Genomic DNA, 25839 nt, shown 5'->3' with positions numbered 1-25839 from the left:
CACACGATGCATCACCATGGCACGGGAGTGAACATCTGGCGTCCGATGGGACCACAAAATTGAGCAAACACCGCTGAGACGGCTCCCTGTGCAGAGCCGATCGGACGATCCCTCAGGACAGCCCCTCAAGAAAGCCCGTCAGGTCGGCGGCTCAGGACGACGCGCCGGGACGGGCGTTCAGGAAGGTCAATGGATCAGGACGACCGGCGTACGTCGCAGAGAGCCGCGATGTCCGCGAGTCGCTCCACCAGTCCGCTCACGGCCGCGTTCACCTTCTCGCGCTGGGCGCGGCCGAGCCGGGCGGGCGGAGTCCAGTGGCCGCCGTGCTCCTGACGGTCCAGCACCGCCCCCGTCCGGCCGAGCTCACCGTCCAGCTGTTCCAGCCGCGGATACCTGCCGGTGAGCACCGGGCGCAGCCGGGAGAGGACCACCCTGGTGCCGTCGAGATTGGCACGGGCCGTCGCGAGGTTGCTGCCGCTGCCGTAGTCGGTGCGGCCCGTGAGCTCGAACTGCACGGTGTTCTCCAGGATTTCGTGCGCGCGCAGCCCGAGGTCGAGGGGGTCCATCCGGGCCTGTCGCCACGCCGTGCGCAGCGCCCGTACGTCCTTGACCAGCCGGTCGGCGAACGGGCGCAGAGCGGTGGCGGACTCGCTGTGCCACAGCCCGTACTCGATGCGGTGGAAACCGGTGAAGTCATGGTCGTGAACGCCGCCGGCCAGGCCCGCGGTCGTTCCGTTGATCGCAGCGTCGGCGTCGCCGAACGCGCCGTAGGCGGCGCCCAGCCGTTCGTATGCGAGGTGCGCCGTGAGCCAGGCCGTCCTCGCCGACGCGGAGTCACCCGCCTGGACCGCGGTGTCGAGTTTCCGCGTGGCGCCGACGAGCGACCCCATCCGGCCCGTGACCCACTTCTGGTAGCTCAGCGTCGGCGGGATCAGATCGTGCTGGCTGACGGGCACCGCCGCGGGACCGCTGCCGCCGCCGGCGCCCCGTACCCGCACGGTGGGACCCGTGACGGAGGCCGCGTCGTCGGGGAAACAGCCGAAGGCGTACGAACCGGCCGCGATGGTCACCCGGAGCGCCCGGGTGGTGCCGGGCCCGAGCCCCTCCACCTCGCCGTACACGGCGCCGCTCGCCGCGTCCTTCAGATACACCTCGACCGGCGTGCTCGACGTGTTGTGCACATCGAAGACCTGGGTGCCGGGGCGCGGGTCGCGCCAGCCCGTTCCGCAGCTGCCCGCCGACGCGTCGACACCGGTGTGCGGCAGACCGTCGGAGGGCCCGGCGGCGGACGGTCCGTGGCCGCTCAGCAGCCCGGCGGCTCCGGCACCCGCGAGCGCCAGCGCGACAGCCGTCGCCACACAGCCCGCGATCAGCACACGGCGCGAACGGCGTACGGTCTTCTTGTCCGGCACACCGGCCTCCTGACGCAGCAGCCCGCGGAAGAACGACATCGTAGACCCGCGGCGGATCAACGGAGCGGGGCGCCGCAGGATTCCACCGGCCGCCGGCCCCACCGCCGGCCTCCCGGTCCGCCACGTCCGCAGTCCGCCTCCTCCCCGACCGGACACCTGCGCGAGCGGGCGGAATGATCACCGGCACGGCCTGCGACCGGCCCCGTTGATAACCTCCCCGGGTGACGATCGCAGCAGAAGCGGACGAACCCGCGAAGGGGGAGCCCGCAGCGGGTTCCGCGCAGCCGCGCCAGTTCATCGTGACGGTGTACGGCCTGTACTCCAGGACCGAGGGCGGCTGGCTCTCGGTGGCCACCCTGATCGGGCTGCTCGCGGACCTGGGAATCGAGGCTCCCGCCGTACGGTCGTCGATCTCCCGGCTGAAACGGCGGGGGCTCCTGCGGGCCGAACGGCGGGGCGGCTCGGCCGGGTACGCACTCTCCGACGAAGGCCTTTCGGTCCTGCGGGAGGGCGACCACCGGATCTTCCGCCGGGATCGCGCGACACCGGCCGACGGGTGGCTGCTCGCGGTCTTCTCGGTACCGGAGTCCGAGCGCAGCAAGCGGCACCTGATGCGCTCCCGGCTGACCAGGCTCGGGTTCGGCACGGCCTCCGCGGGGGTCTACATCGCGCCCGCGCATCTCTACGACGCCACAGCCGAAATGCTGCGCCGCCTGGAACTGGACGGCTACGCGGACCTCTTCCACGCGGACCACCTGGCGTTCGGCCCGCTGGACGAGAAGGTCCGGCAGTGGTGGGATCTCGACCAACTGGAGCTTCTGTACGGCGAGTTCGTACGGAAGCACGCGGGGGTACTGGAGGGCCTGCCGGCCCGCGCCGACGACCACGGCGGAACAGGCACCGGGCCGGCCGAGCGTGACGCGTTCGTGGACTACGTCCGCGTGCTCACCGACTGGCGGCAGCTCCCGTACCTCGATCCCGGGCTCCCGGCGGAGCTGCTTCCGGACCGCTGGGTCGGGATCCGGGCCGCCGAGTTGTTCTTCACGCTCCAGTCCCGGCTGGAGGACGGCGCGCGCGCCTACGTCGCGAGAGGGCTGGGCCCGGACGGCGACTCGGTTTCCACAGGCCGGGCGGCCGACCGCGGCACTCGATGGTGATCGCCCGGACAGCCCTTGGGAGCGGGCCGCCACCGGGGAGGCCGGTGACGTATACCTGTGCCACCCGTTCCTGAGGACGGCTTCGGTGCCTCACCCGAGAACTCCGTACCGGCGAGCGCGGCGGAGCCGGAGACCGAGGCGCCGACCCTCGCCACGGTCTCCGCGCTGCCCTCGCTCACGTACCCCTCCCCGTACCGTGGTTCGCTTCGGGCCGGTACCGCCGCGGAACGGGTCATCCGAATTCTTGGCCGTTCACCGGATCGCGCTCACAAAGACGCGTTCACGCAGCCCCGTTCACATAGATGCGAGGAACGCGCGTACCGACCCGCGTGACGACCTCGTACGCGATCGTGGCACCGGCCTGTGCCCAGTCCTGTGCGGTGGCCTCGCCCCGGTCGCCGGGCCCGAACAGCACGGCCTCGCTGCCCACCGGGGGCTCGTCGCCACCCAGGTCCACCATGAACATGTCCATGGCGACGCGACCGGCGATCGTCCGCAGCTTGCCGTCCACCAGCACCGGGCTGCTGCCCGAGGCGTGCCGCGTGATGCCGTCCGCGTAGCCGACCGGCATGAGGCCGAGGGTGGTCTCGCCGGGGGTGACGTAGTGATGGCCGTAGCTGACGCCGTGGCCGCCCGGTACACGCTTGACGAGGGCCAGCGCGGCGCTGAACGTCATCACCGGGCGCAGCCCGAATTCCTCCGGTGCGCCCAGCGCCGGGCTGGCCGAGAGGCCGTACATGGCGATGCCCGTGCGGACCATGTCGAAGTGGGACTCGGGCAGGGTGAGGGTGGCCGCCGAGTTGGCCATGTGCCGCACCTCGGGCCGTACGCCCTGCTCCTCGGCGTACGCCGTCATCTCCCGGAACAGGGTGAGCTGGGCGGCGATGGACGGGTGCCCCGGCACGTCGGCGCACGCGAAGTGCGAGAAGAGTCCGACGATCCGGACCAGTCCCTCGGCCTCCGCACGCAGTGCGGCCGCGACGAGTTCGGCCCATTCCTCTCCGGGCAGGCAGCCGTTGCGGCCGAGCCCGGTGTCGGCCTTGAGGTGCACGCGGGCGGGCCGTCCCGCCGCCCGGGCGGCCTCGGCGGCCTCCCGCACCGCCCATGTGCCGCCCAGCGAGACGTCTATGTCGGCCTCGATCGCCTGCTGCCAGGGCCCGCCCGGCACCAACAGCCAGCACAGGATGCGGCCGGGAAGCCCGGCCGCGCGCAGCTCGACAGCCTCCTCGGCCGTGGTGGTACCGAGCCAGCTCGCCCCCGCGGCGAGGGCCTCACGGGCGCACCGCACCGCGCCGTGGCCGTACGCGTCGGACTTGACGACGGCCATGACGGCGGCGCCCTCGGCCCGCGAGCACAGGGTCTGCACATTGGCGCGCAGGACGCCCAGATCTATTTCGGCACGTGCGCGCATGGCAGCGGTCGGCACAGCAGCTGTCTCACTCATCGTGTCCCCCAGTCTCCCGGAGGCCGCCGGCAGTCCTGGGACACCGCCCCCCCACGGTCCCCGGGGCACGCTCAGGTACTGGGCCGCCCCCACACGTATACCTTGTCGTTCTTCTTCAGCACGCTCCACGGTTTCTTCGCGTCGCCGAGCTTCATGTCGACGCCGCCCGTGGAACCGACGGTAGTGTAGATGCTGCTGTGGCCGGTGTGAAAGGTTTGGCGCCGTCGAAGAACTGGGCTTACGGCATGGGCCAGTTGCCCGGATCGATATCGACGATTCTTCCGACGTGGCGCCTTGATCACTGCCACGATGTCCGGATGTCCTCTTCCGTTCTTGCAGAGCTGTGGTTGCGAGGTGTCGCGGCCAACCGGGCCGCGCCGAGCGATGTGTTGATGCGGCTGCTGAACGGGCGAGCGCAAGCAGCCTGGACGGTCCTCTGCGAGGAGCGGGACCTTCCCGCTGACGTCATCGAGGCAGTGATAGCGCATCCGGACCGGGCGGTACGTCGTGGCTTCGCACGCAACCGGCATACCGCCCCCGAGCAGCGCGGCCGGCTCGTCACCGACTCCGACGCCTTTGTCCGCGCGGACCTTGCCTCAGGGCCTCGCCCCCGCCTGGGCAGGACCGATCCGCTGCCGGATGATGTGGTGGAAGCCCTGCTGACCGCGCGGGGCGAAGACAGTCGGGGTCAGATTCTGACACCGGACGAGATCAAGATGGAACTGGAGTTTTCCGGGCAGATCTCGCGGTCGTTCCGCCGCGGAATGCTGGACCACCCGAACTCCGAACTGCGCATCCAGGGCGTCGGCTTGTGGCTGTGGCTCACGCCTGAGCAGCGCGACGCGCTCCTGGCCGACCCGGATCCGGGGGTGCGCGAAGCCGCGCTGAGGGACAGCCGTGTTTCGGATCCCACAGCGATGGAGGCGGAGCTACCGGAGCGGGACTGCCACCACCGCTCTCTTCTGCTTGTCAACTACGCCGTCTCCCACGATGTCGCGGAGCGGTGTCTCACGGAACGACGCGACCTGTGGGCGCTCGCCCACAATCCCCATACGCCCAGCGATGTCGTCACCCGCCTTGCGTGCGACCCCGATCCCGAGGTGCGTGAACGAGTGGCCGCCAGAGCCGATCTGGGCCCGGTGCTGCTGGCAGAGATGGCCGAGGACCCGGACAGCGCCGTGCGTACTCGGGCCCTGTCGCATCAGCTTCCACGGACCTGGCCGGAGCGTGATGCCATCGATCAGGTCATCGGCCTCACTGCCGATGCCATCGGCCCTGTCCGCGAGATGATGATCGAGCCGGAGACGAGCTGGTACGAAGCGTGCGCAGTATCCACGCGTCCCCTGCTGCGCCGGGTCGCCGCGACCTGCCCCCGGCTGCCCCGGGAACTGGTGCACCAGCCTGGCCCAGCCGCCCTTACAGCTGCTTGCCGATCCTCAGCCGTGCGTACGCCGCGCCGCGGCAGCCAACCCGCTCCTTCCCCTCGAACTGATCTCATCGCTCCTGAACGACCCAGCGCTGGCAGAGGGAGCTGCAGCCAACCCCAAACTGCCTGCTGAGCGCCTTCGTGAACTGGTCGGCCTCAGCGGGGTCTAGATGCGCCGCGCAAGGCGGAGGATCGCCCCCGTACTGGACGTACTCGGGCTTTCGGCCGGTGCGGCGAGGAATGGGGGCTCCCCTGTTCGAGCGCAGTCGAGAACTTGGGGAAGTGTTGGGCGTCGCGACGGGGCGAACGTTGCCTGACGCGGCGCTAGCGCGCGCTCCATCCGCCGTCGAGCGAGAGCGAGGTGCCGGTGATGAACGCGGCCTGCGGCGCGCAGAGGTAGGCCACGGCCTCGGCGACCTCGTCCGGCTCGACAAGCCGTTTGAGCGCCGACTCCTTCAGCAGTACCTCGCTGACCACCCGCTCACGCGGGATCCCGTGGGCGGCGGCCTGGTCGGCGATCTGCTGCTCGACCAGCGGGGTGCGCACGTAGCCGGGGTTCACGCAGTTCGATGTCACACCGTGCGGGGCGCCTTCGAGCGCCGCCGTCTTGGAGAGCCCCTCCAGCCCGTGCTTGGCCGACACGTACGCGGACTTGTACGCGGAGGCGCGCAGCCCGTGCACGGACGAGAGGTTGACGATCCGGCCCCAGCCCTGTCCGTACATGTGCGGGAGAGCGCCCCTGATCAGCCGGAAGGGCGCTTCCAGCATCACGGTGAGGATGGTGTGGAAGACCTCCGGCGGGAAGTCCTCGATGGGCCGCACGAGCTGCAGGCCCGCGTTGTTGACGAGGACGTCCGTACCGGCGGCGGCCTGCTCCGCGGCGTCGAGATCGGTCAGGTCGAGTCCGTACGGTTCGACGGCACCGGGCAGCCCGGCGGCCCGGCCGGCGACCGCTTCGAGCCCCTCCTGGTCGCGGTCGACGGCCCGTACCGTGGCGCCGGCGGCGGCGAGACGCAGCGTGCAGGCGGCGCCGATGCCGCCCGCCGCGCCGGTGACGAGCGCGGTGCGGCCTGCGAGGTCCAGGCCGAGCGGGGCGGGTGCGGACGCGGGAGCGGTGTGGGTGGTCATGGGGCCGAGCCTAGGCATCGAGGGTGGGAGCGACCGTGGCCGGTTCGAACCACGTGGGGCCGTCGGTCAGGGCCCGCTTGATCCGTGTCAGCGCGAACTCGGCCAGCTCCGGAAGGGCGTCGACGGCGAACCAGCCGACGTCGAGGGACTCGTCGTCGTTCACCCGGGGCGCTCCCCCGGTCGCCCGGCAGAGCAGGCTGATGTCCATGAACTGGCAGTGGTCGCCGTTCGGGTACTGGATCTTCTTGAGTGCCTGGACGAGGACCACCCGCTCCACCACGCACCGTACGGCCGTCTCCTCGTGGACCTCCCGGACGGCTGTGTCGGCGGGCTGCTCGCCCGGCTCCGGGATGCCGCCGATGATCGACCACTTGCCGGTGTCGGCGCGCCGGTTGAGCAGCACCCGTCCCTCGTCGTCGAAGACGATGGCGCTCACGCCGGGCAGCAGAAGCAGCTGGTGGCCGGCGGTGGCCCGGATCTCGCGGATGAAGTCAGGAGTAGCCATGCTCCCGACCCTAACCGCCGCTCAGCGGCGCTCCGTCACGACGTGCGCCGCCGTACCGAGCGGGTGACCGCCCAGCCGACGCCGCCTGCGCCGAGCGCCACGAGCAGCCACTCGGGAAGCGTCCCCAGCCGGGTGGCCGGGGTCTGCGACGAGCGCTTCGGCACATCCGCCACCAGCGCGTCGGCGGTGAACATCTTGGTCTTCTGCGCGACCGAACCGTCCGGCCGGATGACCGCGCTCACACCGGTGGTGACGGGGACCATCACGGCCCTGCTGTGTTCGACAGCCCGTACCCGCGACATCGCGAGCTGCTGGTAGGTCATCTCGCTGCGGTCGAAGGTCGCGTTGTTGCTGGGTACGGAGATGATCTGCGCCCCCGCCTTCACCTGGTCCCGTACGGCCCAGTCGAACGCCGCCTCGTAACAGGTGACCGGGCCGACCCTGGTGCCCGCCATGTCGAAGTCGGCGGCCTTGTGTCCGGGTACGAAGTCCTTGCGGACCAGATCCACGTCGGAACTGAACAGCCGGAAGAACGACCGGTAGGGCATGTACTCGCCGAACGGCTGGAGCCGGCGCTTGTTGTACGTGTCGACGGGGCCCTTCCTGGGGTCCCAGAGGATCTGCTGGTTGAGCGGCGACCCCGCGCCGTTGTCCGGGGTGACGACGGCGCCGACCGAGATGGGCGCCTTGATCGCCTTGGCCGCCTCGTCGATCTCGTCGTAGGCGTCGGCGTTGAGGTACGGGTCGATGTCCGACGAGTTCTCCGGCCACAGCACCAGATCCGGCTGCTTGGCGCGGCCCGCCTTCACATCGGCGGCCAGCTTCAGCGTCTCCTTCACATGGTGGTCGAGCACCGCGCGGCGCTGGGTGGCGAAGTCGAGTCCCATCCGGGGGACGTTTCCCTGGATGAGGGCGACCGTGGCCGTGCCGTCCTCGGCGCTGGTGCTGACCAGCGGCAGCGCGGCGAACCCGGCCGCGACCGGCGCGACGGCGAGGACGGCGGCGATGGCGATCCTGCGGTCCGCGAAGCGGCGCAGAGCAGCCCAGCGGCGTACCAGCTCACCCAGGCCGAAGCCGCACAGGACGACGGCGAAGCCGAGCAGTGGCGTCCCTCCGACCGCGGCCAGCGGCAGGAAGACACCCTCGGGCTGCCCGAAGGCCACCTTGCCCCAGGGGAACCCGCCGAACGGTACTCGCGCTCGGGCCGCTTCGACGGCGATCCACACCGCGGCGGCCCAGAGCGGCCCGAGCGGCAGCCGGGAGACATACGCGATTCCCGCACCCGCGACAGCGATGAAGAGCGCTTCGACCGCCGCCAGGCCGAGCCAGGGGCCGGGGCCGACCTCGACCCCCGTCCAGACCAGCAGCGGGAGCAGATACCCGAGGCCCGCCAGGTAACCGAGGCCGAGTCCGGCCCGGGCCCGGCGTCCGTGCAGGGCCGTCCCCAGTACGGCGAACGCGACGGGCGCCAGCCACCACAGGGGCCGCGGCGGGAAGCTGGCGTACAGCAGCAGGCCGGACGCGGCAGCGGCGGCGGGCCGTACGAGACGGCGGGCCAGGCGTCGGCCGCGCGGTTCTCCGGCGGGCTGCGGTACGAGCCGTTCGGACTCGTCCGTGGGTGTGGTGGGGGCGCTCACCAGGCGGAGTCTACGGTGGTGGGCTGTGCGTCCGGCAAGCGCGGCCCGCGGCAGCGGCAGGGGAACGTCGCAGGCGACGGAGTGATGTCCCGGCGCCCAGCCCCTCGGGCAAGCAGCCGGACAGTCGTCAGCCGGGTGTGAGCCGCAGCCGGTCGCGGATGATCCGGACCGCCGCCTCCGCGTCGTCGACCGTGACGGTGAAGCTCCGGCCGTCCCCCAGCGTGAGGACGAGACCCTCTCCGCGGCGCACGACCACGGCGGTCCCCTTCTCGGGGCGCCACCGGTAGCCCCAGCCGCCCCACTGGCGGGGCGTGACGGCCGGATCGTAGTCGGCGCCCACCACATGGTCGAGGAGGATGCGGCGGCGCGGCAGACCGATGTAGCCGCAGCGCACTTCGAAGGAGTGCTCGTCGACCTTCACCGAGACATGCACGAAGGCGAGCGTGCCGTAGAGCATCAGGAGGCCGACCAGCACACAGCCGATCACGGCCATCAGCAGCGGCGCACCGTCAGCGGTCCAGGCGGAGTTCACAGCCAGTTCGATCCCGAGCGCCAGGCAGGCGGCCCCGGCGAACGAGAGCAGCCACTGCACGCGGTTGGTCGCCTGGCCGGTCCAGACCCGGGAGCCGGGCTCGCTGTGGTCCCTCATGCGTAGCAGCCTACTCACCTTCCGCGAGGGCGGCGGTGGTCCGGCGGGGGCACGGCCCTCAGCGCGCGGGGCTGACGGCCTGGAGCAGGCGCCCTTCCAGGTACGTCAGCGCGGCGGTGGGAAGCGGTCCCTGGTGTCCGCCGAGGAGCACCGTCAGCCGGGCACCCGCCGCGCCGTCGGCCGCGGGCCCGGCCCCGATGCGCCGCAGCGCCTGGGCGGCCACGGCCCCGGCCGAGCCGTACAGCTCGGCGGCGGGACTGCCGTGGCGCCGGACGGCGTCGGCGATCCGCTCTCCGACCAGTTCGTAATGGGTGCAGCCAAGGACGACGGCCCTTACGCCGGACGGGGTGCGGGCGGCTGCCGCGGCCACGGCCTCGTCGATCGCGGCCTCGTCGGCGTGCTCGACGGCGTCGGCAAGGCCGGGACAGGACACCTCGGTGACGTCGGCGCCGCCGGCGAACTGGCGGATCAGCGCGCGCTGGTAGTCGCTGCCGGTGGTCGCCGGGGTCGCCCAGATCGCGACGGATCCCCCGTCGGCGGCGGCCGGCTTGATGGCCGGCACCGTACCGATGACCGGGATGTCCGGTTCGAGTGCGGCGCGGATGGCCGGGAGGGCGTGCACGCTCGCGGTGTTGCAGGCGACGATCAGTGCGTCCGGCCGGTGGTCGGCGGCCGCGCGGGCCACGGCCAGCGCGCGATCGATGACGCCCTGGGGCCCGTGGACGCCCCAGGGCATGCCGCCGGGGTCGCTGGAGAGCACCAGATCCGCGTCGGGCCGCTGGCGGCGTACCGCGGCGGCAGCCGCGAGCAGGCCGATTCCGGAGTCCATGAGCGCGATCTTCACCCGGTCACCCTAGTCGACCGCCCACCCGGACCGGCCCCGGTGGGGCAGACTTCGGCGGATGAGCGCCATTGCCTGGATCGCCGTGTGTTCGCTGGCCGTGTGGATGTGGCTGCTGCTGGGGCAGGGTCTGTTCTGGCGGACCGACCAGCGGCTGCCCCCACGCACCGCCCCCGCCACCTGGCCCTCCGTGGCGGTGATCGTGCCCGCCAGGGACGAGGCCGGGGTTCTGCCGCTGAGCCTCCCCTCCCTGCTGGCCCAGGACTATCCCGGCGACGCCGAGATCTTCCTGGTCGACGACGGGAGCTCCGACGGCACCGGAGAGCTGGCCGCACGGCTGTCCGCACGCCACGGCGGACTCCCGCTGACCGTCGTCTCCCCCGGTGAGCCCGAGCCCGGCTGGACGGGGAAGCTGTGGGCGCTGCGGTACGGGATCGGGCTGGCCCGTGCCGGGGATCCCGACTACCTGCTGCTGACGGACGCCGACATCGCCCATGCGCCGGACAGCCTGCGCGAGTTGGTGGCCGCCGCGGGTTCGGCCGGGCTCGACCTCGTGTCGCAGATGGCGCGGCTGCGCGTCACGAGCTTCTGGGAGCGGCAGGTCGTGCCGGCGTTCGTGTACTTCTTCGCCCAGCTGTACCCGTTCCGGTGGATCAACCGGCCAGGTGCCCGCACAGCGGCCGCGGCCGGGGGCTGTGTGCTGCTGCGGACCGAGGCGGCGGAGCGGGCCGGTGTCCCGGAGTCCATCAGGCAGGCGGTCATCGACGATGTGTCGCTGGCCCGCACGGTGCAGCGCAGCGGCGGCCGCATCTGGCTGGGGCTCGCCGAGCGGGTGGACAGCGTGCGCCCGTATCCCGGGCTCGGCGATCTGTGGCGGATGGTCTCGCGCAGCGCGTACACCCAGCTCAGGCACAGTCTCCTGCTGCTCACCGGCACGGTGCTCGGCCTCGCGCTGATCTATCTCGCTCCGCCGCTCACGCTGGTTGCCGGTCTGCTGGGGCGCGATGCCCCCGCCGCCTGGGCGGGCGGGCTCGCCTGGCTGGTGATGGCGGGCACCTATCTGCCGATGCTGCGCTACTACCGCCAGTCGCCCCTGCTCGGCCCGGCCCTGCCGTTCACCGCGCTGCTGTATCTGCTGATGACGGTCGACTCGGCGGTGCAGCACTACCGCGGGCGCGGCGCCGCCTGGAAGGGACGGACCTACTCCAGGCCGGAAGCGGAACCGGAACCCGGGCCGGGTGCGGCCGGCGCGGCGGACCTCAGGACCGGATCCGACCCCCTCCCGCCCGGAGCGGCGCGGGACGTCTGAGCGCCGCTCCACGGGCGCCGCCACGGTCGTGCCCGGGGCGGCGGGGCGCTCACTTCCTGCCGGGTGTCCAGTTCATGCCCCAGCCGTACGCCTGGTCGACGGTGCGCTGCGGACTGACGCCACGGTCGGGCACCAGATAGCGGGCCTCGCGCTGGACGACGAGATCACCGGCGTTGTTGGTGATCAGCGCCAGCGCACAGACGGTGGACGGCACGGTGCATTCGTCGAGCGAGAAGTCGATGGCCGCGCCGTTCTGCGGCTTGAGCGTGACGGTCGCGTGCAGATCGGCGAAGCTTTTCGCCCCTTCGTAGATCGTCACGAAGATGAGGACCCGTCTGATGTTGTTCTTCTGGTCGAGGTTGACCGTCAGATTCTCCCCGGCCGAAACCGAGCCGGTGCGGTCGTCGCCGTCGAGATGGATGTACGGCGGCCTGCTCAGCGATCCGAACGCATTGCCCAGGGCCTGGACGACGCCCTTGCGGCCGTCGGTCAGCTCGTAGAGTGCGCAGAGGTCGAGGTCGATACCGGAGTTCATGGCGGCCACGGCCTTGCCGAGCTTGGCCGCCCAGCCCTTGGGCTGCTGCTGGCGGGTCTCCCAGTTGAGATTGACCCGCATGGCGCCCGATGTTCCGCCCTGCTTCGCGAGGGAGACCGCCGGCGCCTCCTTCGTCAGGGTGACCTTGCTCAGCCGTACGGGGGCGGGCGCGGTGGCCGGCGGCGGGGGTACGGGGGCGCTCTCCGGCACTGCGGATGTCTCTGCGGCGGCCTGCGGGGCAGCGGAAGTCCGCGGGGCGGGCCGCTGCGAGTCGTCCACGCTGATCCCGAAGTCGGTGGCCAGCCCTTCGAGCCCGCTGCCGTACCCCTGCCCGACCGCACGGAACTTCCAGGCGCCCTGGCGCCGGTAGAGCTCGCCGAGGAGGAAGGCCGTCTCCACCGTCGCGTCCTGGCTGTCGAACCGGGCGATCTCCGTGCCGTCCGCGGCGTCGAGTACCCGGATGTACAGCCCGGGCACCCGTCCGAAGCTGCCCCCGTCGGCCGACGCCGCGAGGACCACCCGCTCGATGGCGGGCTCCACCAGCGACAGGTCGACCGCGAGTGTGTCGGTCGCGGTGTTCGGGGTGGTCGTCTTGCCCTCGTGGCGGACCGCGCCCGAGGCGTGCTGAGGCTGGTTGTAAAAGACGAAGTCGGCGTCGGTACGCACCTTTCCCGATGCCAGCAGCAGGGCCGAGGCATCGACATCCGGCACCCCCGGACCCGGCCGCCATCCCCATTCGATCCGCACGGCCTGAGCCGACACCGGAACATTGGTTCCCTTAAGCATTGACATGCTCGCCCCCAACTGGCGTCGTGAAGCCGTAGGTTTCCGTACGGCCAACCTAATCCCAGCCACCGTGGAGCGCTCCCGAGGGGCGCGGGAAGATCGTTGCGCCGTCTGGCGGCAACCCGTCGGTAACCGGCCTGCGAGCAGGCCACTACCCGATCAGAGTCGGGTCTGACGACCGTTTTTGGCAAGTTCGCTCGCATTGGGGATCCACAGTCACCCGGAACACGCAAAACAACCCTCTTATCGGGCTCCCCAATCAGCACATCGTGGGCTTTACTTATGTGCCATGACGTCCCCCCGTGCGACCTACGGTGGCGGTTACTACTCCGCGCCGTCCTTCCCGGACACCCCTATCTACGATTCTCTCGTCGCAGAGCGGGGCACCCCTCAGATCGCTCCGATCAGAGTCCCGTCGGCTTACGACTCCGGCAACAGCTACCTGCCGGCGCTGCCCTCGGCACTGCCCGCGCTGCCGGCCGGCCCGTCGCAGCAGGCGCCGTCCTACGGCTATCCGCAGCCCATGGCGCAGCCCGCGCCGATGCAGCACGCGCCCGCGCCGTACATCCCGCAGCAGGCCACCGCGCCGCGCGGCTACCCGGGCCCGCAGCAGCAGCCGCAGCGGCCCGTCGGCGGCGCCGGATACGAGGCGATGCGTCCCGCGGCTCAGCGCCCCGCGCCCTCGCCGTACGAGGATCCGTACAACCGGCCCTACCAGGGGCGCGGCTACTGACCGGACCTCCTGCGTATCAGGACCGGATGGCAGAATGACTGCCGTGTCGCAACCGGTTCACGCAGTTCTGCACGGAATCCACATCCATCCGGTCAAGTCCCTCACGGGGTGTGCGCCGGGTTCGGCCGCGGTCGAACCCTGGGGGCTGGCCGGAGACCGGCGGTGGATGCTCGTGGACGAGAACGGGAAGGCCGTCACCCAACGCCAGCATCCACGGCTGGCGTTGGCAGCCGCGGAGCCACTGCCCGGCGGCGCCGTCAAGCTGTCCGCGCCGGGGCGCGAGCCGCTGACGGTCGCGGTGCCTGAGCCGGTGGGCGCGATCGGGGCGCAGCTCTTCCGGGACAAGGTCGACGTCGTCCCCGGGGGCCCGGCGGCGGACACCTGGCTGAGTTCGTATCTCGGCGCAGCCGTACGCCTGGTCCATCTCGACGAGCCCGCGGTCCGGCGCCCGATCGATCCGCGGTACGCCCGGCCCGGCGAGACCGTCAGCCTGGCCGACGGCTATCCGCTGCTGCTCACGGCGCTCTCCTCGCTCGACGCCCTCAACTCCCTCATCGCGGGAGGTGACCTGCCGGACGAGGGCCCCCTGCCGATGGACCGGTTCCGGCCAAATGTCGTCGTGGCCGGCACCCCGCCCTGGGCCGAGGACGGCTGGACCCGTATCGCGATCGGCGATGTGGTCCTCCGCGTCGCCAAGCCTTGCGGGCGCTGTGTCGTCACCACCGTCGACCAGCGAACGGCCGAGCGCGGCAGAGAACCGCTGCGCACCCTCGCCCGGCACCGCCGCGTGGACAATGACCTGCTGTTCGGCCAGAATCTCGTCCCCGAGAGGACCGGCGTCCTGCACGTCGGCGATCCGGTGCGCATCCTCGAATGAGCCCCGTTTCCCAGGGAACTCACAGGTACGGCAGGCTCGTTGTGCGGGAGTGAGATTCCTCTCGCCGCGCCCCGCCGCAGGCGGGCGGTGCCCAGTGAGGTCAGGACGGAAGCGGAAGGGGGTGCAGGACCGTGCGAGCAGCAGTCGGCGTGTGGCGTTGGCGGCACAATCCCCTGCGCCGTGGGACCGATGTCGCCGAGGCGTGGGTGGCACTCGTCGCGGTGGTGCTCATCACCGTCGCGGCGCCCCTCGTGGGATGGCTCAGCGGCTCCCTCACCGACAGCGCACTCCAGGACACCGCCCGGGCCCAGCGACGGCACCGGCACGCGACGACGGCCACCGTCGTGCGTGCGCTGCCCGAGCGGTCCGTGGTGGCCAATCCCGACGGGATCTCGGACGCCGTGCCCCGCGGGCGGGCGGCCGCCGTCTGGACCGGGGTGGACGGCAGCCGGCACCGCGGGACTCTCTCCACCTTCAGGGGCGGCAATCTCCCGGGCGACCGCCTGCGCGTCTGGACCGACGACCGCGGGCACCTCGTCAACAGACCCATGAAACCGCGTACGGTGCGTGCGCGCGCGGTGCTCGCGGGGTTCGGGGCGGCCGCGGGGACGGCCGGCCTCATCGTGGTCGGACGCCGTGTCGTCGTATGGCGGCTGGTACAGCGGCGGTACGTGCGGCTCGACCGCGCCTGGAGCGAAGCCGGTCCCGACTGGGGACGCACGGGCACAGGCAGCTGAGACCGGCTCTCGCGTCAACTCCCGTGTCCCGCGCGCGCTACGGTGGGGCCACATCCGTCGGGCACACGAGGTGGGGGCACAACAGCGCCATGGCACAGGGCACGGTCCAGGTGACGTACACCGGAACATCGAGGTGGCGCCGCCGCACAGGCGAGTATGTCTCCCTCTCCGCAGCCCTGGAGGCCGCAGGCGACGGTGACGTCCTCACGGTCGCTCCCGGCACGTACCGCGAGAATCTCGTCGTCCAGCACGCGATCACGCTGCGCGGCGCCGACGGCGCGGCAGGCTCGGTGCGGATCGCGCCCGCCGACGGCATCCCGCTCACCGTGCGGGCTTCCGCGGTCGTCCAGGACCTCCAGGTCGAGGGGCAGGACTCGTCCGCGCCCGCGCTGCTCGTCGAGGAGGGCACTCCCGAGCTGCTGGATCTGCGGATCGTCACCCGGTCCGCCGTCGGCATCGAGGTGCGCGGGGCGGCCCGGCCGACCGTGCGCCGCTGCACCGTCGACAATCCGGCGGGCGTCGGAATCGGCGTACTGGCCGGCGCGGGCGGGGTGTTCGAGGAGTGCGAGGTGGTCGCGGCCGGCCAGTCGGGCATCTCGGTGCACGGCGGGGCGCACCCCAGGATCGAGCGCTGCCGGATACACCACGCGTCCGGGGCCGGGCTGAGCGTGTCCGGCGAGGGCAGCGGCCTTGAAGCCTTCGGCTGCGAGATCTACGAGGTCAAGGGCACCGGTGTGCAGGTCGCCGCGCGCGCGTCGGCCCATCTCACCGACTGCACCGTCCACCGCACGTCGGCCGACGGCGTCACCCTGGACACGGACGCGGTGCTGACGCTGTCGGACTGCGACATCCATGACATCCCGGAGAACGCGGTCGATCTGCGGTCCCGTTCGGTGCTCACGCTGACGCGCTCGACCGTCCGGCGCTTCGGGCGCAACGGACTGTCGGTCTGGGACCCGGGCACCCGGGTGGATGCCAATCAGTGCGAGATCCACGACAGTACGGGCGACTACCCGGCCGTCTGGGTCAGCGACGGGGCGACCGTGGTGCTGGACTCCTGCCGGGTGCACGACGTACCGGACGCGATCTTCGTACTGGACCGGGGCTCACGCGCCGACGTGGTCGACAGCGATCTCGCCCAGGTGCGGAACACAGCGGTGTCGGTGAGCGATGGCGCCACGGCGCAACTGGACGACTGCCGGATCCGGGAGGCGTCCACCGGCGCCTGGTTCCGCGACCACGGCAGCGGGGGAACGCTCAGCGGCTGCACGATCGACGCGGCGCAGACCGGTGTCATCGTGACGAAGGGCGCCGATCCCAGGATCGAGCGGTGCACCGTGACCTCGCCGGCGGAGGCCGGCTTCTATGTCTCGGCCGAGGGACGCGGCACGTTCCACAACTGCCGGGTGACGGGCAGTGCCGGGTACGGCTTCCATGTCATAGACGGCTGCCGCACCACCTTGACCCGCTGCCGCACGGAGCGGTGCGCGCGCAGCGGTTACGAGTTCGCCGACGGCACCCTGAGTGAGGGCGGCGCGGGCGGACCGGTCGTCGAGGACTGCACCAGCGACGAGAGCGGCCTGCTGACCGAGCCGCACGGGGCGCCCGCCGTGGGGGCTCCCGCCACGGCGACCGCGACGCAGACGTCCGGTCTGCTCGGATCACTGCCCGGTGCCCGGCCGGCCCAGCCGTCCGCGCAGACGGCCGCCCCCGCCCCGGCCGCCGCGGACGGGCCCATACGCTCCTCGGTGGACGTCCTGGGCGAACTCGACACCCTGGTGGGCCTGGAGAGCGTCAAACGCGAGGTCCGCGCCCTCACCGACATGATCGAGATCGGCCGGCGGCGCGCCGCCGCCGGCCTCAAGGCCGCATCCGCCCGCCGCCATCTGGTGTTCACGGGATCCCCGGGTACGGGCAAGACCACGGTGGCCCGGCTGTACGGCGAGATCCTCGCCTCACTCGGAGTGCTGGAACGCGGGCACCTCGTCGAGGTCTCCCGGGTCGACCTGGTGGGCGAGCACATCGGCTCGACGGCCATCCGCACCCAGGAGGCCTTCGACCGGGCCCGGGGCGGGGTGCTCTTCATCGATGAGGCGTACGCCCTCTCCCCGGAGGATTCCGGGCGGGACTTCGGCAAGGAAGCCATCGACACCCTGGTCAAGCTGATGGAGGACCACCGGGACGCGGTGGTGGTGATCGTCGCCGGGTACACCGCGGAGATGGAGCGCTTCCTGGGGGTCAACCCCGGTGTGGCGTCCCGTTTCTCCCGCACCATCACCTTCGGCGACTACGCCCCCGAGGAGCTGCTGCGGATTGTCGAGCAGCAGGCGGACGAGCACGAGTACCGGCTCGGCGACGGCGCACCGGAAGCCCTCCTGAAGTACTTCACGGTGCTGCCCAAGGGCCCCGCCTTCGGCAACGGCAGGACCGCCCGGCAGACGTTCGAGTCGATGGTGGAACGGCACGCGGGCCGGGTCGCCCAGTTCGCCGAGATGTCGACCGACGATCTCAGTCTGCTGTTTCCGGAGGATCTGCCGGAACTGCCCTGACCCGCCCGGAACCGCCCGCCCGGGAGGCGTCCGCTCCCGAACCGGCCTGCCCGGGCCGGGATTCCCGCCCGGTGGGCTGAACCGGGTCCTGGTACGGAGCCTGGTGCGGCACCGTCGTCGCGAGCCGGTCGAGCAGCCCCGCGCGTTCCTCGGCGAACGCCGGGTCGGCCTGGTAGTCCGAGTGGCCCAGGACCGGGTCCGGCAGCGGGTGTTCGCGGGTTCTGCCGTAGGCGACCGGATCGAGCAGCGGTCCCCGGTCGACGTCACCACCGCGCAGCACCCAGCCTCCGATGGGGTCAGTCGCCCGCCACAGATTGCGCCAGCAGGGAACCTCCCGGTGCAGTCCGTCCAGGCAGTCGGGCCCGAAGTACGCCGGGAACCACCGCCCGTACAGCCGCTCCAGCGGTGAACCGTAGGTGAGCAGTGCGACCCTGCGGCGGGTGCGGGCGGGCAACTGCCAGACCGCGGCCGCGGCCAGCACGCTGCCCTGCGAGTGGCCCGAGATGACGAGCCGGCCGCCGGTGCGGTCGGTCCAGGTGAACATGCGCCAGGTCAGGTCGGGGACCGCGCGCTCGGCGTAACAGGGCGGCGCGAAGGGGTGCGCGGCGCGCGGCCAGAAGGTGCCGACGTCCCACAGGATGCCGACGCTGCGCCGGGCCGACGCGTCGCGGTAGGCGCGCCTGCCCAGGGTGACGAACAGTATGAAGCCGAGGCCGACCAGCCAGGACCCTGCCGCCTGGGCGGCGTCGGTGGCGGACGCGATGAAGGAGGGAGCCTCGTCGGCCGCCCGGCCCGGCACCTGCTCACTGAGCCAGGAGCCGACGAGCGCGCCCCCGCCGAGCAGCAGGGTGGCCGCCGAGACGATGCCGACGAACGGCGGCGCGGCGTCGGTGAGCTGGGCGCGGGCACGGTCCCCGGCGATCTGCCGGGTGCGCACGGTGTCCGGCTTCTCCCGCGGGTAGTCGGCCATGAGGGTCCGCTCGATACGGCGTTCCCGCCGCAGGGTCCGCAGGGCGTAGTACGCGACCGGGAGCAGCAGCAGGAGCAGCAGGACCGGGATGACGGACGCCTGCCAGCTGAGCAGCACCGGCGGTCCCGCGATGGAACTCTTCCTGCCCATGCCCGGGGTGCCCGGCCCGTCGAGCCAGTCGGCCACGCGCTGGGCGACACCGCCGGTCATCACGCCGCCGAGCGCGCAGGCGAGCAGGGCGACCGCGGGTCCGCCCAGTCCGCGCAGTGCCGTGCGGGAGTGGGGGGCCCGGCGGTACATCGCCATGGCGACGGCGGCCAGCACGACGACGAGGGCGAGTTGGGCGAGCGTCAGGATGCCGAAGGTACGGTCGCCCGGCAGAGTACCGCTCGACCGCCAGCCCGGCCGCGACCAGGCGGCGTATACGGCGGAGAGCGCGAGCAGGGCCAGTGCGCCGCCCGGCAGCAGGGTGACGACGGCCCGGTCGAGTTCGTCGTCGAGCCGGGTCTCGGTGCGGCCTCTGCGGCAGACCACCCAGATGACAACTCCGGCTGCCACCAGGAGCGTTGCTTCAAGGAGCCAGCCGATGGCCTCCAGGAGGGTCGCGGACGAGCGGCGGTCGAAGGCGGCGGCCGCGACGGTGAGTGCGGCGGCGACGGTCAGGAATCCGGCGGCCGTGTGCGCCGCGCGCAGCCGTGCGACCAGCCTGCGCCCGTACCAGAATCCGGGCCTGCCGAGCGCCGGGCCGCAGCCGTCGCCCTCGCTGTGTACGGCGTCGCCGGAGTCTCCGGGATGTGCGGGGCGTCCGGCATCCGCCGCACGGGCGTCCTCGCCCAGCGGCTGCTGGGACTCGTACGCGCTCCAGGTGCGGTTGGAGAGGTACCAGAGCAGCGCCGTCAGAGCCGCGGGGACGAGCGCCGCCGCGGCCAGCCGCCGGCCCGGCTGCGCCCACCAGCCGCCGCGGGCGGCGGCGAGGAACCCGAGCCAGGACTTCCCGTCGGAGCAGCCCGGCGACCCCGCGCACTGCCAGGCCGTCAGATCGAGGGCCACCTCGCAGGCCGCCGCGACGAGCAGCACGGTGAGGCTGAGCGCGACGAGCCGCACCAGCACCCCGTACAGCCGGACGGCCCGTCCCCCGCCGTGGCCGGAGGGCAGCATCCAGTGGGCGAGGTTGACCACCATGAAGGGGAGCAGGAGCAGCCACAGGGCGCGGGCGCTGTTGCCGGATGTGAGGTTGGACCAGACGTACGCCTCGGGGACCGGGCCGTCCCTGGTGTCCCGCGGGTGGGCCTCGGCGTCGGTGTCGTCGGCGCGGCGGTAGACGGCGGCCGTCTCGTCGCCGGTGACCCGGACGGTGCGCGCGTCACCGAGCATCTCCTGCGGGGTGGCTCCGCCGACGCCGTGGACGAGGAGTTCGAGGGCGGGGACACCGCTCTCGCCGGGAGACGGGGGTGGGGGCACGGCGGTGGCTCGCTCTCGTGGAGGGGACGGTCGGCGGTGTCTGCCCAGAATCCTGGACGGCTGCTGCCCGCCGCACGGCTCTCACTGAATCTCCCCCCGGAAGAGGTGCGGCAACCAGTGGCGCGGCGGGGAACTCTGCGTGCGAGGATGAGGGATCCCCGGTGGCCGGGGGCCCCGGCCTGATCCGAACGACAGGTCTTCGCTCCTGGCGCCGCATCGGCGCGTGGAAGGACCGGACCCTGCGGTGAGCGACAATCAGAATCTGCTCGCGGAGCAGCGTCGCGCCCTGATCCTCGACGAGGTACGGCGGCGGGGCGGCGTCCGCGTCAACGAGCTCACCCGCAAACTCAACGTCTCGGACATGACGGTCCGCCGGGACCTGGACGCGCTGGCGCGCCAGGGTGTCATCGAGAAGGTGCACGGCGGCGCGGTGCCGGTGGTCGAGGCGTCCACGCACGAGCCGGGTTTCGAGGCCAAGTCCGGTCTGGAACTCAGCGCCAAGGAGGACATCGCGCGGGCGGCGGCGGCGATGGCCGCCCCGGGCAGTGCCATCGCACTGTCCGGCGGGACCACGACCTACGCCCTCGCCCAGCAGCTGCTGGACGTGCCCGATCTGACCGTGGTGACGAACTCGGTGCGCGTCGCCGATGTCTTCCACGCCGCCCAGCGGGTCGTGGCCGGGGGCGGGCAGCGGCCGGGCGCCGCGACGGTGGTGCTGACCGGCGGAGTGCGTACGCCGTCGGACTCGCTGGTGGGCCCGGTGGCGGACCAGGCGATCCGGTCACTCCACTTCGATGTGCTGTTCCTCGGCGTGCACGGCATATCCGCCGAGGCGGGGCTCTCCACGCCCAATCTCGCGGAGGCCGAGACGAACCGCAGGTTCGTGCGGTCCGCGCGGCGGGTGGTGGTGGTCGCCGACCACACCAAGTGGGGCACCGTCGGGCTGAGTTCGTTCGCGACGCTGGAGGACGTGGACGCGTTCGTCACCGACTCCGGGCTGTCCGACGGAGCTCGCGAGGAGATCACCGAGTGTCTGCCGGGGCTCGTCGTGGCGGGTGGCCGCGAGGACACCGGCTGACAGCCCGTGGGCTCCATGATCCGCGGGGAGCAATCCGGAACGCCGCCGGCCACGAAGGACCACGTGGGGCCCGCACGGCACGGCCGTACGGGCCCCGGCGAGCAACCGGCCAGGAAAGGAAGTCCCGCGCGTGTCCGAACCGCGTAATGACGGCGTGCAGCAGCCCGCCCTGATAGTCACCAGGCCCTGCGCGGTCCCCCGGGCCGCGGTGCTGCTGCTGCACGGCGGCCGGGCCGACGGCCTGCGTCCGCCGCCGCCGTGGAACCTGCCGGAGGCCCGGATGCGGCCCATCGGCTCGCGGGTCGCCGAGGTCACCGCGGGGCACTCCGTGCTGATGGGGCGGGTCCGCTACCGGTACCGCGGCTGGAACGGCACCCGTGCGGACGCCGCGTACGACGCGCGGCGCGCCCTCGATGAACTCGCCGCCACCGCGGGCGCGGTCCCGGTGGTGCTCGTCGGGCACTCGATGGGCGGCCGTGCGGCGCTGAGCGCGGCATCGCACCCGCTGGTACGGGCGGTGGTCGGGCTGGCTCCCTGGTGCCCGCCGGACGAGGCGGCCGGTCATCTGGGCGGCCGCACGGTCGTGCTGCTGCACGGGGACCGGGACCGTACGACCGACCCCGGAGGGAGCGCCGATTTCGTGCGCCGGGCCCGGGAGGCCGGCGCCCGGGCGTGCGCTCTGACGGTCACGGGCGGGGATCACGCGATGCTCCGCAGGCCGGGCATCTGGCACGCGCTCACGGCCGGCACGGTCGCCGGCCTGCTGGAGCTGGGCCCGCTGCCGAGGGCGGTGGGCAAGGCCCTGGACTCCGGGGCCGCGCAGACGGTGTGAGACCGGTGCGGGGACGAGTGGCGGTGCCGGGGCGGCAGCGGTACGGGTGACGACCGTGTCAGCGCGCCGCGCCGGCACCGCGGGCGCTCCGGCTCACCTTCGCCGCCCAGGCGACCAGCGGCAGTTGGAGCGGCAGCCGCGCGAGCGCCGCCGCCTTGAGGGGCGCGGGGCGGTTCCGCCAGTCGTACGCCATCTGCACGTTCGCGGGGAAGACCGCCACGAAGAGACCGGCGGCGGCGCGAGCGCTCATCCTCCGGGTGGCGGGCAGCGCCACACCCGCCGCGAGCAGCAGCTCGACCGCCCCGCTGACCTGGGTGTAGGTCCGGGCCCTGCCCGGCAGCCAGGGTGGCACCGTGCTGTCGAACCCTCGTGGGGCGACGAAGTGGATCACCCCCGCGCCGGCCAGGAGCGCGACCAGGTACTTCGTAGGACGGTCAGTGGCCGGCATGGAGACCTCCAGGGTTCGGTGCGCCGCCGTGTACACCTCGCACATGTGCGCGTACGGGGTGATTCTTACTGCTCGGTAGCAGGATTGGGAAGCCGGGCGGTCTGCGCGGGAACGGCGGCTTCCCGCGGTGCAGACAGCTGATAAAGCGTCAGCTATGGTGTGCGGGCCCGTCCCCCACCGACCTCTGGAGGTGCGGCCCGATGGCTCGCCGACTCCGCTCCGTCGGCCTCGACTTCGTCGAGACCGCACCGCTGCGCCTGGTGTTCGCCGCAGGGGTGTCCGCCGACGCCGATGCCGTCTACCGGGCTCTGGCCGAGGACGTCGAGGACTGGCCGGCCTGGTTCACCGCGGTCACCATGGCCCGCGCCACCGAGAGCGGCCGCGAGGTGCGGCTCAAGGGCGGCACCCGTTTCCGGGAATCGGTGCTCGCGGCCGACCCCGGCGCCCGGTACGCCTACCGGGTGGACGAGACCAACGCACCGGGCCTGCGGGCCCTGCTCGAGGAGTGGCGGCTCACCGCCACGGACTCCGGGACCCGCGTCCAGTGGACGTTCGCGGCGGACGGACCCGCTCCGCTGCTCTCCGGGATCCGGTTCGGACGGTCCGGTCTGGGGCGCGCCTTCCGCGACGCCGCGCGCAGGCTGGACGGCCGGATCGCCGCGGCCGCCGCGTAGCCCGGACTGTCACCCGGTCCAGACGCCGGTGGCCAGCAGCCGTTCGACGGCCGCGGCGTACGGCGTGATGTCGAGGCCCTGCTCCTCCAGCCAGCTGTCGGAGTAGTACTTGTCCAGGTAGCGGTCGCCCGGGTCGCAGAGCAGCGTGACCACACTGCCCGACCGCCCCTCGGCCACCATCTCGGCGACGATTTTCAGCGCGCTCCACAGCCCCGTACCGGTCGATCCGCCCGCTTTGCGCCCCATGACCCGGTCGAGTGCGCGGACCGCGGCGACGCTGGCCGCGTCCGGCACCTTCATCATCCGGTCGATGGCACCGGGCACGAAGCTCGGCTCCATCCGGGGCCTGCCGATGCCCTCGATGCGGGAGCCGCAGTCGCTGGTCGCGGTCGGGTCGTTCCGGGTCCAGCCGTCGAAGAAACAGGAGTTCTCCGGGTCGGGGACGCAGATCCGGGTGTCGTACTGCATGTAGTGCACATAGCGGGCGATGGTCGCGGATGTGCCGCCCGTCCCCGCCGTCGCGACGATCCAGGCGGGCTCGGGGTACCGCTCCAGCCTCAGCTGCTGGTAGATGGACTCGGCGATGTTGTTGTTGCCGCGCCAGTCCGTGGCCCGCTCCGCGTACGTGAACTGGTCGATGTAGTGGCCGCCGGTCGACGCGGCGAGAGCGGCCGCTTCCTCGTACATCTTCCGGGAGTCGTCCACGAAGTGGCACTGCCCGCGGTGGAATTCGATCAGCCGGCACTTCTCCGGGCTGGTCGTGCGCGGCATGACGGCGATGAAGGGGACTCCGATGAGTCCGGCGAAGTACGCCTCGGAGACCGCTGTCGAACCGCTGGACGCCTCGATGACCGGCTTCCCGGGCCGGATCCACCCGTTGCAGAGCCCGTAGAGGAAGAGGGAGCGGGCGAGCCGGTGCTTCAGGCTGCCCGTGGGGTGGGTGGACTCGTCCTTGAGATACAGGTCGATGCCCCACTCCTCGGGGAGCGGGAAGCGCAGCAGATGGGTGTCGGCGGACCGGTTGGCGTCGGCCTGGACCTTGCGGACGGCCTCTTTGAGCCAGGCCCGGTACTCCGGGTCGCTCCGGTCCACATCGGTGGTCGCCGCGGCTCCGCCCTCAGGTCCCTGTGCGCTCGTGCTCACGCGTGCCGCCCCTCATGATTCCGCTCCGGTCTCCGTCCGTGACCATACCCGCCCCACCTGCACAAACATTCACTTTGACCAACCATAGGGCTGACTTGTGGAACTGCCGGACATACCGGCACATGCCAATGCGGCCCGGTTACCCCCGGCGCACTGGTGCGCGGGCCCGCGGCCCGGCACACTTCCCGGAGGGAGACGAACGGAAGAGGGCGGGGAGCGCAATGTCGGAGGCCGAATTCACTGCGACGGGTGTACGGATCGAGCGGTGGACCCGTTCGCTCACCCGAGCGGGACAGGTACTGATCAAGGACGGCAGACTGGCGCTGCTCACCAGCAGCGGACGCGAGATCGACAGCGCCCCGCTGACCACGGTCAGCGCGGGAAAGCCGTGGTTCGCCAAGGTCGGCCGCATGGTGGCGACCGTCAACGGCACCCGCTACCGGCTGACCATGGGCCAGCGGAACCTGCCGCTCGACAGCTCCAGGTCGGTCGCCAGGTTCATGGACGCGGTGCACAGAGGCAGCAGGCGCTGACACAGACGCGAGTTGCGAAGCCGTATCCCCTGGGTGACTCTGGTGTCACATCACTAACGGTTTACCGGCGGTCACGCTGAGAGCGGCTTTCCGCCGGGCCACTTCGTCTTCTTCCGGACCTCATTCGGGGAGTCGCAGCCGTGATCACCCAGCCGACCAGGCATTGCGCAGTAGAACTCCAAGCCCTGCCGTCCCGCATCGGGCAGGTCCGCAGAATCGTATCGGCGCAACTGCGCTACTGGCATCTCGATCCTCTGATCGACCAAGCAGCGCTGGGCGTCACCGAGTTACTCACCAATGTCCACCGCCACGCCCAGCCGGACAAGCTGTGCACAGTCGAGATGGATCTGCTCCTCGACCGGCTCACGGTCTCCGTCCACGACCACGACCCCCGGATGCCCAAGGTGTGCGACGCCGAGCAGTTCGCCACCTGCGGGCGCGGACTGTCGATGATCGCCGCCGTCAGCGAGTGCTGGGGTGTACGGCCGCAGGGGGCGACGGGGAAGATCGTCTGGTTCACACTGCCGGCCGCGCCGCCCGCCACACCACTCGCCCACCGTGCTCCGGTGTACGGCGCGACGACGTCCGGGCCGTTCGCCGACGACCGCCCGGCGGCCCAGACCGCGCTGGTGGGCTGACCGGACGGGTCAGACGGGCCCGCTCCTGGAGGTGGGACCGAACTGCTCGTCCAGGACGGACAGCCGGCGCCAGTACTCCTCCTCGTCGATCTCGCCGGAGGCGAACCTGCGGCCGAGAATCGCGATCGGCGCGTGCTCGCCCTGGGCGGAGCGCACCTGGCCGGGGCCCTGCCACGGGCCTCGCCCGCGGCGCCACACGGTACGGCGCAGAACGGTGACGACCGTGAAGACGACCGCCGCCCAGAGGAACGGGAAGAGCAGGATCCACGGTCCGGGTCCCGCGAAGGCCAGCGTGTTCATGTCGGTTCAGCTCCTCGGTGGGAAGGTTCCCTGCTGG

The 25839-nt window shown here is 72.0% G+C and carries 25 protein-coding genes; 12 read left to right on the top strand and 13 right to left on the bottom strand.

Translation table 11 applies throughout. The features are described from left to right. Positions 1–194 precede the first annotated feature (194 nt). Positions 195–1451 carry an EfeM/EfeO family lipoprotein gene (locus OG285_RS34145; protein WP_371793244.1) on the bottom strand — a complete coding sequence of 419 codons (1257 nt, stop codon included), beginning with the start codon at positions 1449–1451 and terminating at the stop codon, positions 195–197. 188 nt (positions 1452–1639) lie between these two features. Here OG285_RS34145 and OG285_RS34140 point away from each other — a divergent pair, with 188 nt between their 5' ends. Beyond that, on the top strand, positions 1640–2569 hold the full coding sequence (locus OG285_RS34140; RefSeq protein WP_371793672.1) for a PaaX family transcriptional regulator C-terminal domain-containing protein: 930 nt from the start codon (positions 1640–1642) through the stop codon (positions 2567–2569). Between the two features lie 280 nt (positions 2570–2849). Here the strand turns inward: OG285_RS34140 and alr are convergent, their stop codons facing one another. Continuing rightward, entirely contained in the window at positions 2850–4013 is a 1164-nt protein-coding gene (gene alr / locus OG285_RS34135; RefSeq protein WP_371793243.1) for an alanine racemase, read from the bottom strand. Positions 4014–4084: 71 nt separating this feature from the next. Continuing rightward, positions 4085–4321, bottom strand: coding sequence for a hypothetical protein (locus OG285_RS34130; protein WP_371793242.1), 237 nt, complete (start codon positions 4319–4321; stop codon positions 4085–4087). 9 nt (positions 4322–4330) lie between these two features. Here OG285_RS34130 and OG285_RS34125 point away from each other — a divergent pair, with 9 nt between their 5' ends. Further along, positions 4331–5572: a hypothetical protein gene (locus OG285_RS34125; RefSeq protein WP_371793241.1), complete on the top strand. Its 1242-nt coding sequence runs from the start codon at positions 4331–4333 to the stop codon at positions 5570–5572. A 191-nt stretch (positions 5573–5763) separates the two neighbouring features. On the opposite strand, the gene OG285_RS34120 is transcribed toward OG285_RS34125, so the two are convergent. The 5 genes from OG285_RS34120 to OG285_RS34100 form a co-directional block, all read right to left on the bottom strand. Continuing rightward, a complete protein-coding gene (locus OG285_RS34120; protein ID WP_356831837.1) occupies positions 5764–6567 on the bottom strand; it encodes a 3-hydroxybutyrate dehydrogenase in 804 nt (267 codons plus the stop codon). A 10-nt stretch (positions 6568–6577) separates the two neighbouring features. Beyond that, positions 6578–7072, bottom strand: a complete 495-nt coding sequence (locus tag OG285_RS34115) for an NUDIX domain-containing protein (RefSeq protein WP_371793240.1) — start codon at positions 7070–7072, stop codon at positions 6578–6580. Positions 7073–7107: 35 nt separating this feature from the next. Continuing rightward, entirely contained in the window at positions 7108–8709 is a 1602-nt protein-coding gene (lnt, locus tag OG285_RS34110; protein WP_356831833.1) for an apolipoprotein N-acyltransferase, read from the bottom strand. A gap of 127 nt (positions 8710–8836) precedes the next feature. Next, entirely contained in the window at positions 8837–9358 is a 522-nt protein-coding gene (locus tag OG285_RS34105) for a hypothetical protein (protein WP_356831831.1), read from the bottom strand. Between the two features lie 58 nt (positions 9359–9416). Then, the gene (locus OG285_RS34100) at positions 9417–10202 is read right to left on the bottom strand and encodes a glutamate racemase (protein WP_371793239.1); all 786 of its coding nucleotides are present in this window, start codon (positions 10200–10202) and stop codon (positions 9417–9419) included. 58 nt (positions 10203–10260) lie between these two features. Here OG285_RS34100 and OG285_RS34095 point away from each other — a divergent pair, with 58 nt between their 5' ends. Beyond that, positions 10261–11508, top strand: coding sequence for a glycosyltransferase (locus OG285_RS34095; protein ID WP_356831827.1), 1248 nt, complete (start codon positions 10261–10263; stop codon positions 11506–11508). Positions 11509–11557: 49 nt separating this feature from the next. Here OG285_RS34095 and OG285_RS34090 read toward each other — a convergent pair whose 3' ends face one another. After that, positions 11558–12835 (bottom strand): TerD family protein, encoded by a 1278-nt coding sequence (locus OG285_RS34090; RefSeq protein ID WP_371793238.1) that lies wholly within the window; start codon positions 12833–12835, stop codon positions 11558–11560. 283 nt (positions 12836–13118) lie between these two features. On the opposite strand from OG285_RS34090, the gene OG285_RS34085 reads away from it, so the two are divergent. From OG285_RS34085 to OG285_RS34070, 4 genes are all read left to right on the top strand, one after another. Continuing rightward, complete coding sequence (locus OG285_RS34085; protein ID WP_356831823.1) at positions 13119–13562, top strand: DUF6643 family protein; 444 nt, start codon at positions 13119–13121, stop codon at positions 13560–13562. 43 nt (positions 13563–13605) lie between these two features. Further along, entirely contained in the window at positions 13606–14439 is an 834-nt protein-coding gene (locus tag OG285_RS34080; protein ID WP_371793237.1) for an MOSC domain-containing protein, read from the top strand. A gap of 131 nt (positions 14440–14570) precedes the next feature. Further along, positions 14571–15176 (top strand): hypothetical protein, encoded by a 606-nt coding sequence (locus OG285_RS34075; RefSeq protein ID WP_356831819.1) that lies wholly within the window; start codon positions 14571–14573, stop codon positions 15174–15176. An 89-nt stretch (positions 15177–15265) separates the two neighbouring features. Further along, positions 15266–17725 carry a right-handed parallel beta-helix repeat-containing protein gene (locus tag OG285_RS34070; RefSeq protein WP_356831817.1) on the top strand — a complete coding sequence of 820 codons (2460 nt, stop codon included), beginning with the start codon at positions 15266–15268 and terminating at the stop codon, positions 17723–17725. Here the strand turns inward: OG285_RS34070 and OG285_RS34065 are convergent. Beyond that, positions 17685–20069, bottom strand: coding sequence for a hypothetical protein (locus OG285_RS34065; RefSeq protein WP_371793671.1), 2385 nt, complete (start codon positions 20067–20069; stop codon positions 17685–17687). The genes OG285_RS34070 and OG285_RS34065 overlap by 41 nt on opposite strands. A 331-nt stretch (positions 20070–20400) precedes the next feature. On the opposite strand from OG285_RS34065, the gene OG285_RS34060 reads away from it, so the two are divergent. Together OG285_RS34060 and OG285_RS34055 are read left to right on the top strand one after the other, a co-directional pair. Beyond that, positions 20401–21234, top strand: coding sequence for a DeoR/GlpR family DNA-binding transcription regulator (locus tag OG285_RS34060; protein ID WP_356831815.1), 834 nt, complete (start codon positions 20401–20403; stop codon positions 21232–21234). A 130-nt stretch (positions 21235–21364) separates the two neighbouring features. Then, entirely contained in the window at positions 21365–22066 is a 702-nt protein-coding gene (locus OG285_RS34055; protein ID WP_371793236.1) for an alpha/beta hydrolase, read from the top strand. Positions 22067–22124: 58 nt separating this feature from the next. Here the strand turns inward: OG285_RS34055 and OG285_RS34050 are convergent, their stop codons facing one another. Beyond that, positions 22125–22514, bottom strand: coding sequence for a hypothetical protein (locus OG285_RS34050; RefSeq protein ID WP_371793235.1), 390 nt, complete (start codon positions 22512–22514; stop codon positions 22125–22127). 200 nt (positions 22515–22714) lie between these two features. Between OG285_RS34050 and OG285_RS34045 the strand changes: the two genes are divergently transcribed. Continuing rightward, positions 22715–23188 (top strand): SRPBCC family protein, encoded by a 474-nt coding sequence (locus OG285_RS34045; protein ID WP_356831811.1) that lies wholly within the window; start codon positions 22715–22717, stop codon positions 23186–23188. A 9-nt stretch (positions 23189–23197) separates the two neighbouring features. On the opposite strand, the gene OG285_RS34040 is transcribed toward OG285_RS34045, so the two are convergent. Next, positions 23198–24331, bottom strand: coding sequence for a PLP-dependent cysteine synthase family protein (locus OG285_RS34040; RefSeq protein WP_356831809.1), 1134 nt, complete (start codon positions 24329–24331; stop codon positions 23198–23200). A 221-nt stretch (positions 24332–24552) separates the two neighbouring features. On the opposite strand from OG285_RS34040, the gene OG285_RS34035 reads away from it, so the two are divergent. Further along, positions 24553–24864, top strand: a complete 312-nt coding sequence (locus OG285_RS34035; protein WP_356831807.1) for a hypothetical protein — start codon at positions 24553–24555, stop codon at positions 24862–24864. Positions 24865–25004: 140 nt separating this feature from the next. Next, complete coding sequence (locus tag OG285_RS34030) at positions 25005–25502, top strand: ATP-binding protein (protein WP_371793234.1); 498 nt, start codon at positions 25005–25007, stop codon at positions 25500–25502. Positions 25503–25511: 9 nt separating this feature from the next. On the opposite strand, the gene OG285_RS34025 is transcribed toward OG285_RS34030, so the two are convergent. Further along, positions 25512–25802 carry an SHOCT domain-containing protein gene (locus tag OG285_RS34025; protein ID WP_371793233.1) on the bottom strand — a complete coding sequence of 97 codons (291 nt, stop codon included), beginning with the start codon at positions 25800–25802 and terminating at the stop codon, positions 25512–25514. Between the last annotated feature and the right edge of the window lie 37 nt (positions 25803–25839).

Source organism: Streptomyces sp. NBC_01471 (assembly GCF_041438865.1).
GTDB lineage: Bacteria > Actinomycetota > Actinomycetes > Streptomycetales > Streptomycetaceae > Streptomyces.
The sequence above is the reverse complement of the archived record's forward strand: the minus strand, read 5'-3'. Positions and strand labels throughout refer to the sequence as shown.

Coding starts and splice junctions, on each gene's coding strand:
- OG285_RS34120 (WP_356831837.1), bottom strand. CDS start 6,567: ATGACCACCCACACCGCTCCCGCGTCCGCACCCGCCCCGCTCGGCCTG.
- OG285_RS34115 (WP_371793240.1), bottom strand. CDS start 7,072: ATGGCTACTCCTGACTTCATCCGCGAGATCCGGGCCACCGCCGGCCAC.
- OG285_RS34090 (WP_371793238.1), bottom strand. CDS start 12,835: ATGTCAATGCTTAAGGGAACCAATGTTCCGGTGTCGGCTCAGGCCGTG.
- OG285_RS34095 (WP_356831827.1), top strand. CDS start 10,261: ATGAGCGCCATTGCCTGGATCGCCGTGTGTTCGCTGGCCGTGTGGATG.
- OG285_RS34105 (WP_356831831.1), bottom strand. CDS start 9,358: ATGAGGGACCACAGCGAGCCCGGCTCCCGGGTCTGGACCGGCCAGGCG.
- OG285_RS34045 (WP_356831811.1), top strand. CDS start 22,715: ATGGCTCGCCGACTCCGCTCCGTCGGCCTCGACTTCGTCGAGACCGCA.
- OG285_RS34125 (WP_371793241.1), top strand. CDS start 4,331: ATGTCCTCTTCCGTTCTTGCAGAGCTGTGGTTGCGAGGTGTCGCGGCC.
- OG285_RS34050 (WP_371793235.1), bottom strand. CDS start 22,514: ATGCCGGCCACTGACCGTCCTACGAAGTACCTGGTCGCGCTCCTGGCC.
- alr (WP_371793243.1), bottom strand. CDS start 4,013: ATGAGTGAGACAGCTGCTGTGCCGACCGCTGCCATGCGCGCACGTGCC.
- OG285_RS34085 (WP_356831823.1), top strand. CDS start 13,119: ATGACGTCCCCCCGTGCGACCTACGGTGGCGGTTACTACTCCGCGCCG.
- OG285_RS34145 (WP_371793244.1), bottom strand. CDS start 1,451: ATGTCGTTCTTCCGCGGGCTGCTGCGTCAGGAGGCCGGTGTGCCGGAC.
- OG285_RS34065 (WP_371793671.1), bottom strand. CDS start 20,069: ATGCTCGGTGACGCGCGCACCGTCCGGGTCACCGGCGACGAGACGGCC.
- OG285_RS34025 (WP_371793233.1), bottom strand. CDS start 25,802: ATGAACACGCTGGCCTTCGCGGGACCCGGACCGTGGATCCTGCTCTTC.
- OG285_RS34035 (WP_356831807.1), top strand. CDS start 24,553: ATGTCGGAGGCCGAATTCACTGCGACGGGTGTACGGATCGAGCGGTGG.
- OG285_RS34070 (WP_356831817.1), top strand. CDS start 15,266: ATGGCACAGGGCACGGTCCAGGTGACGTACACCGGAACATCGAGGTGG.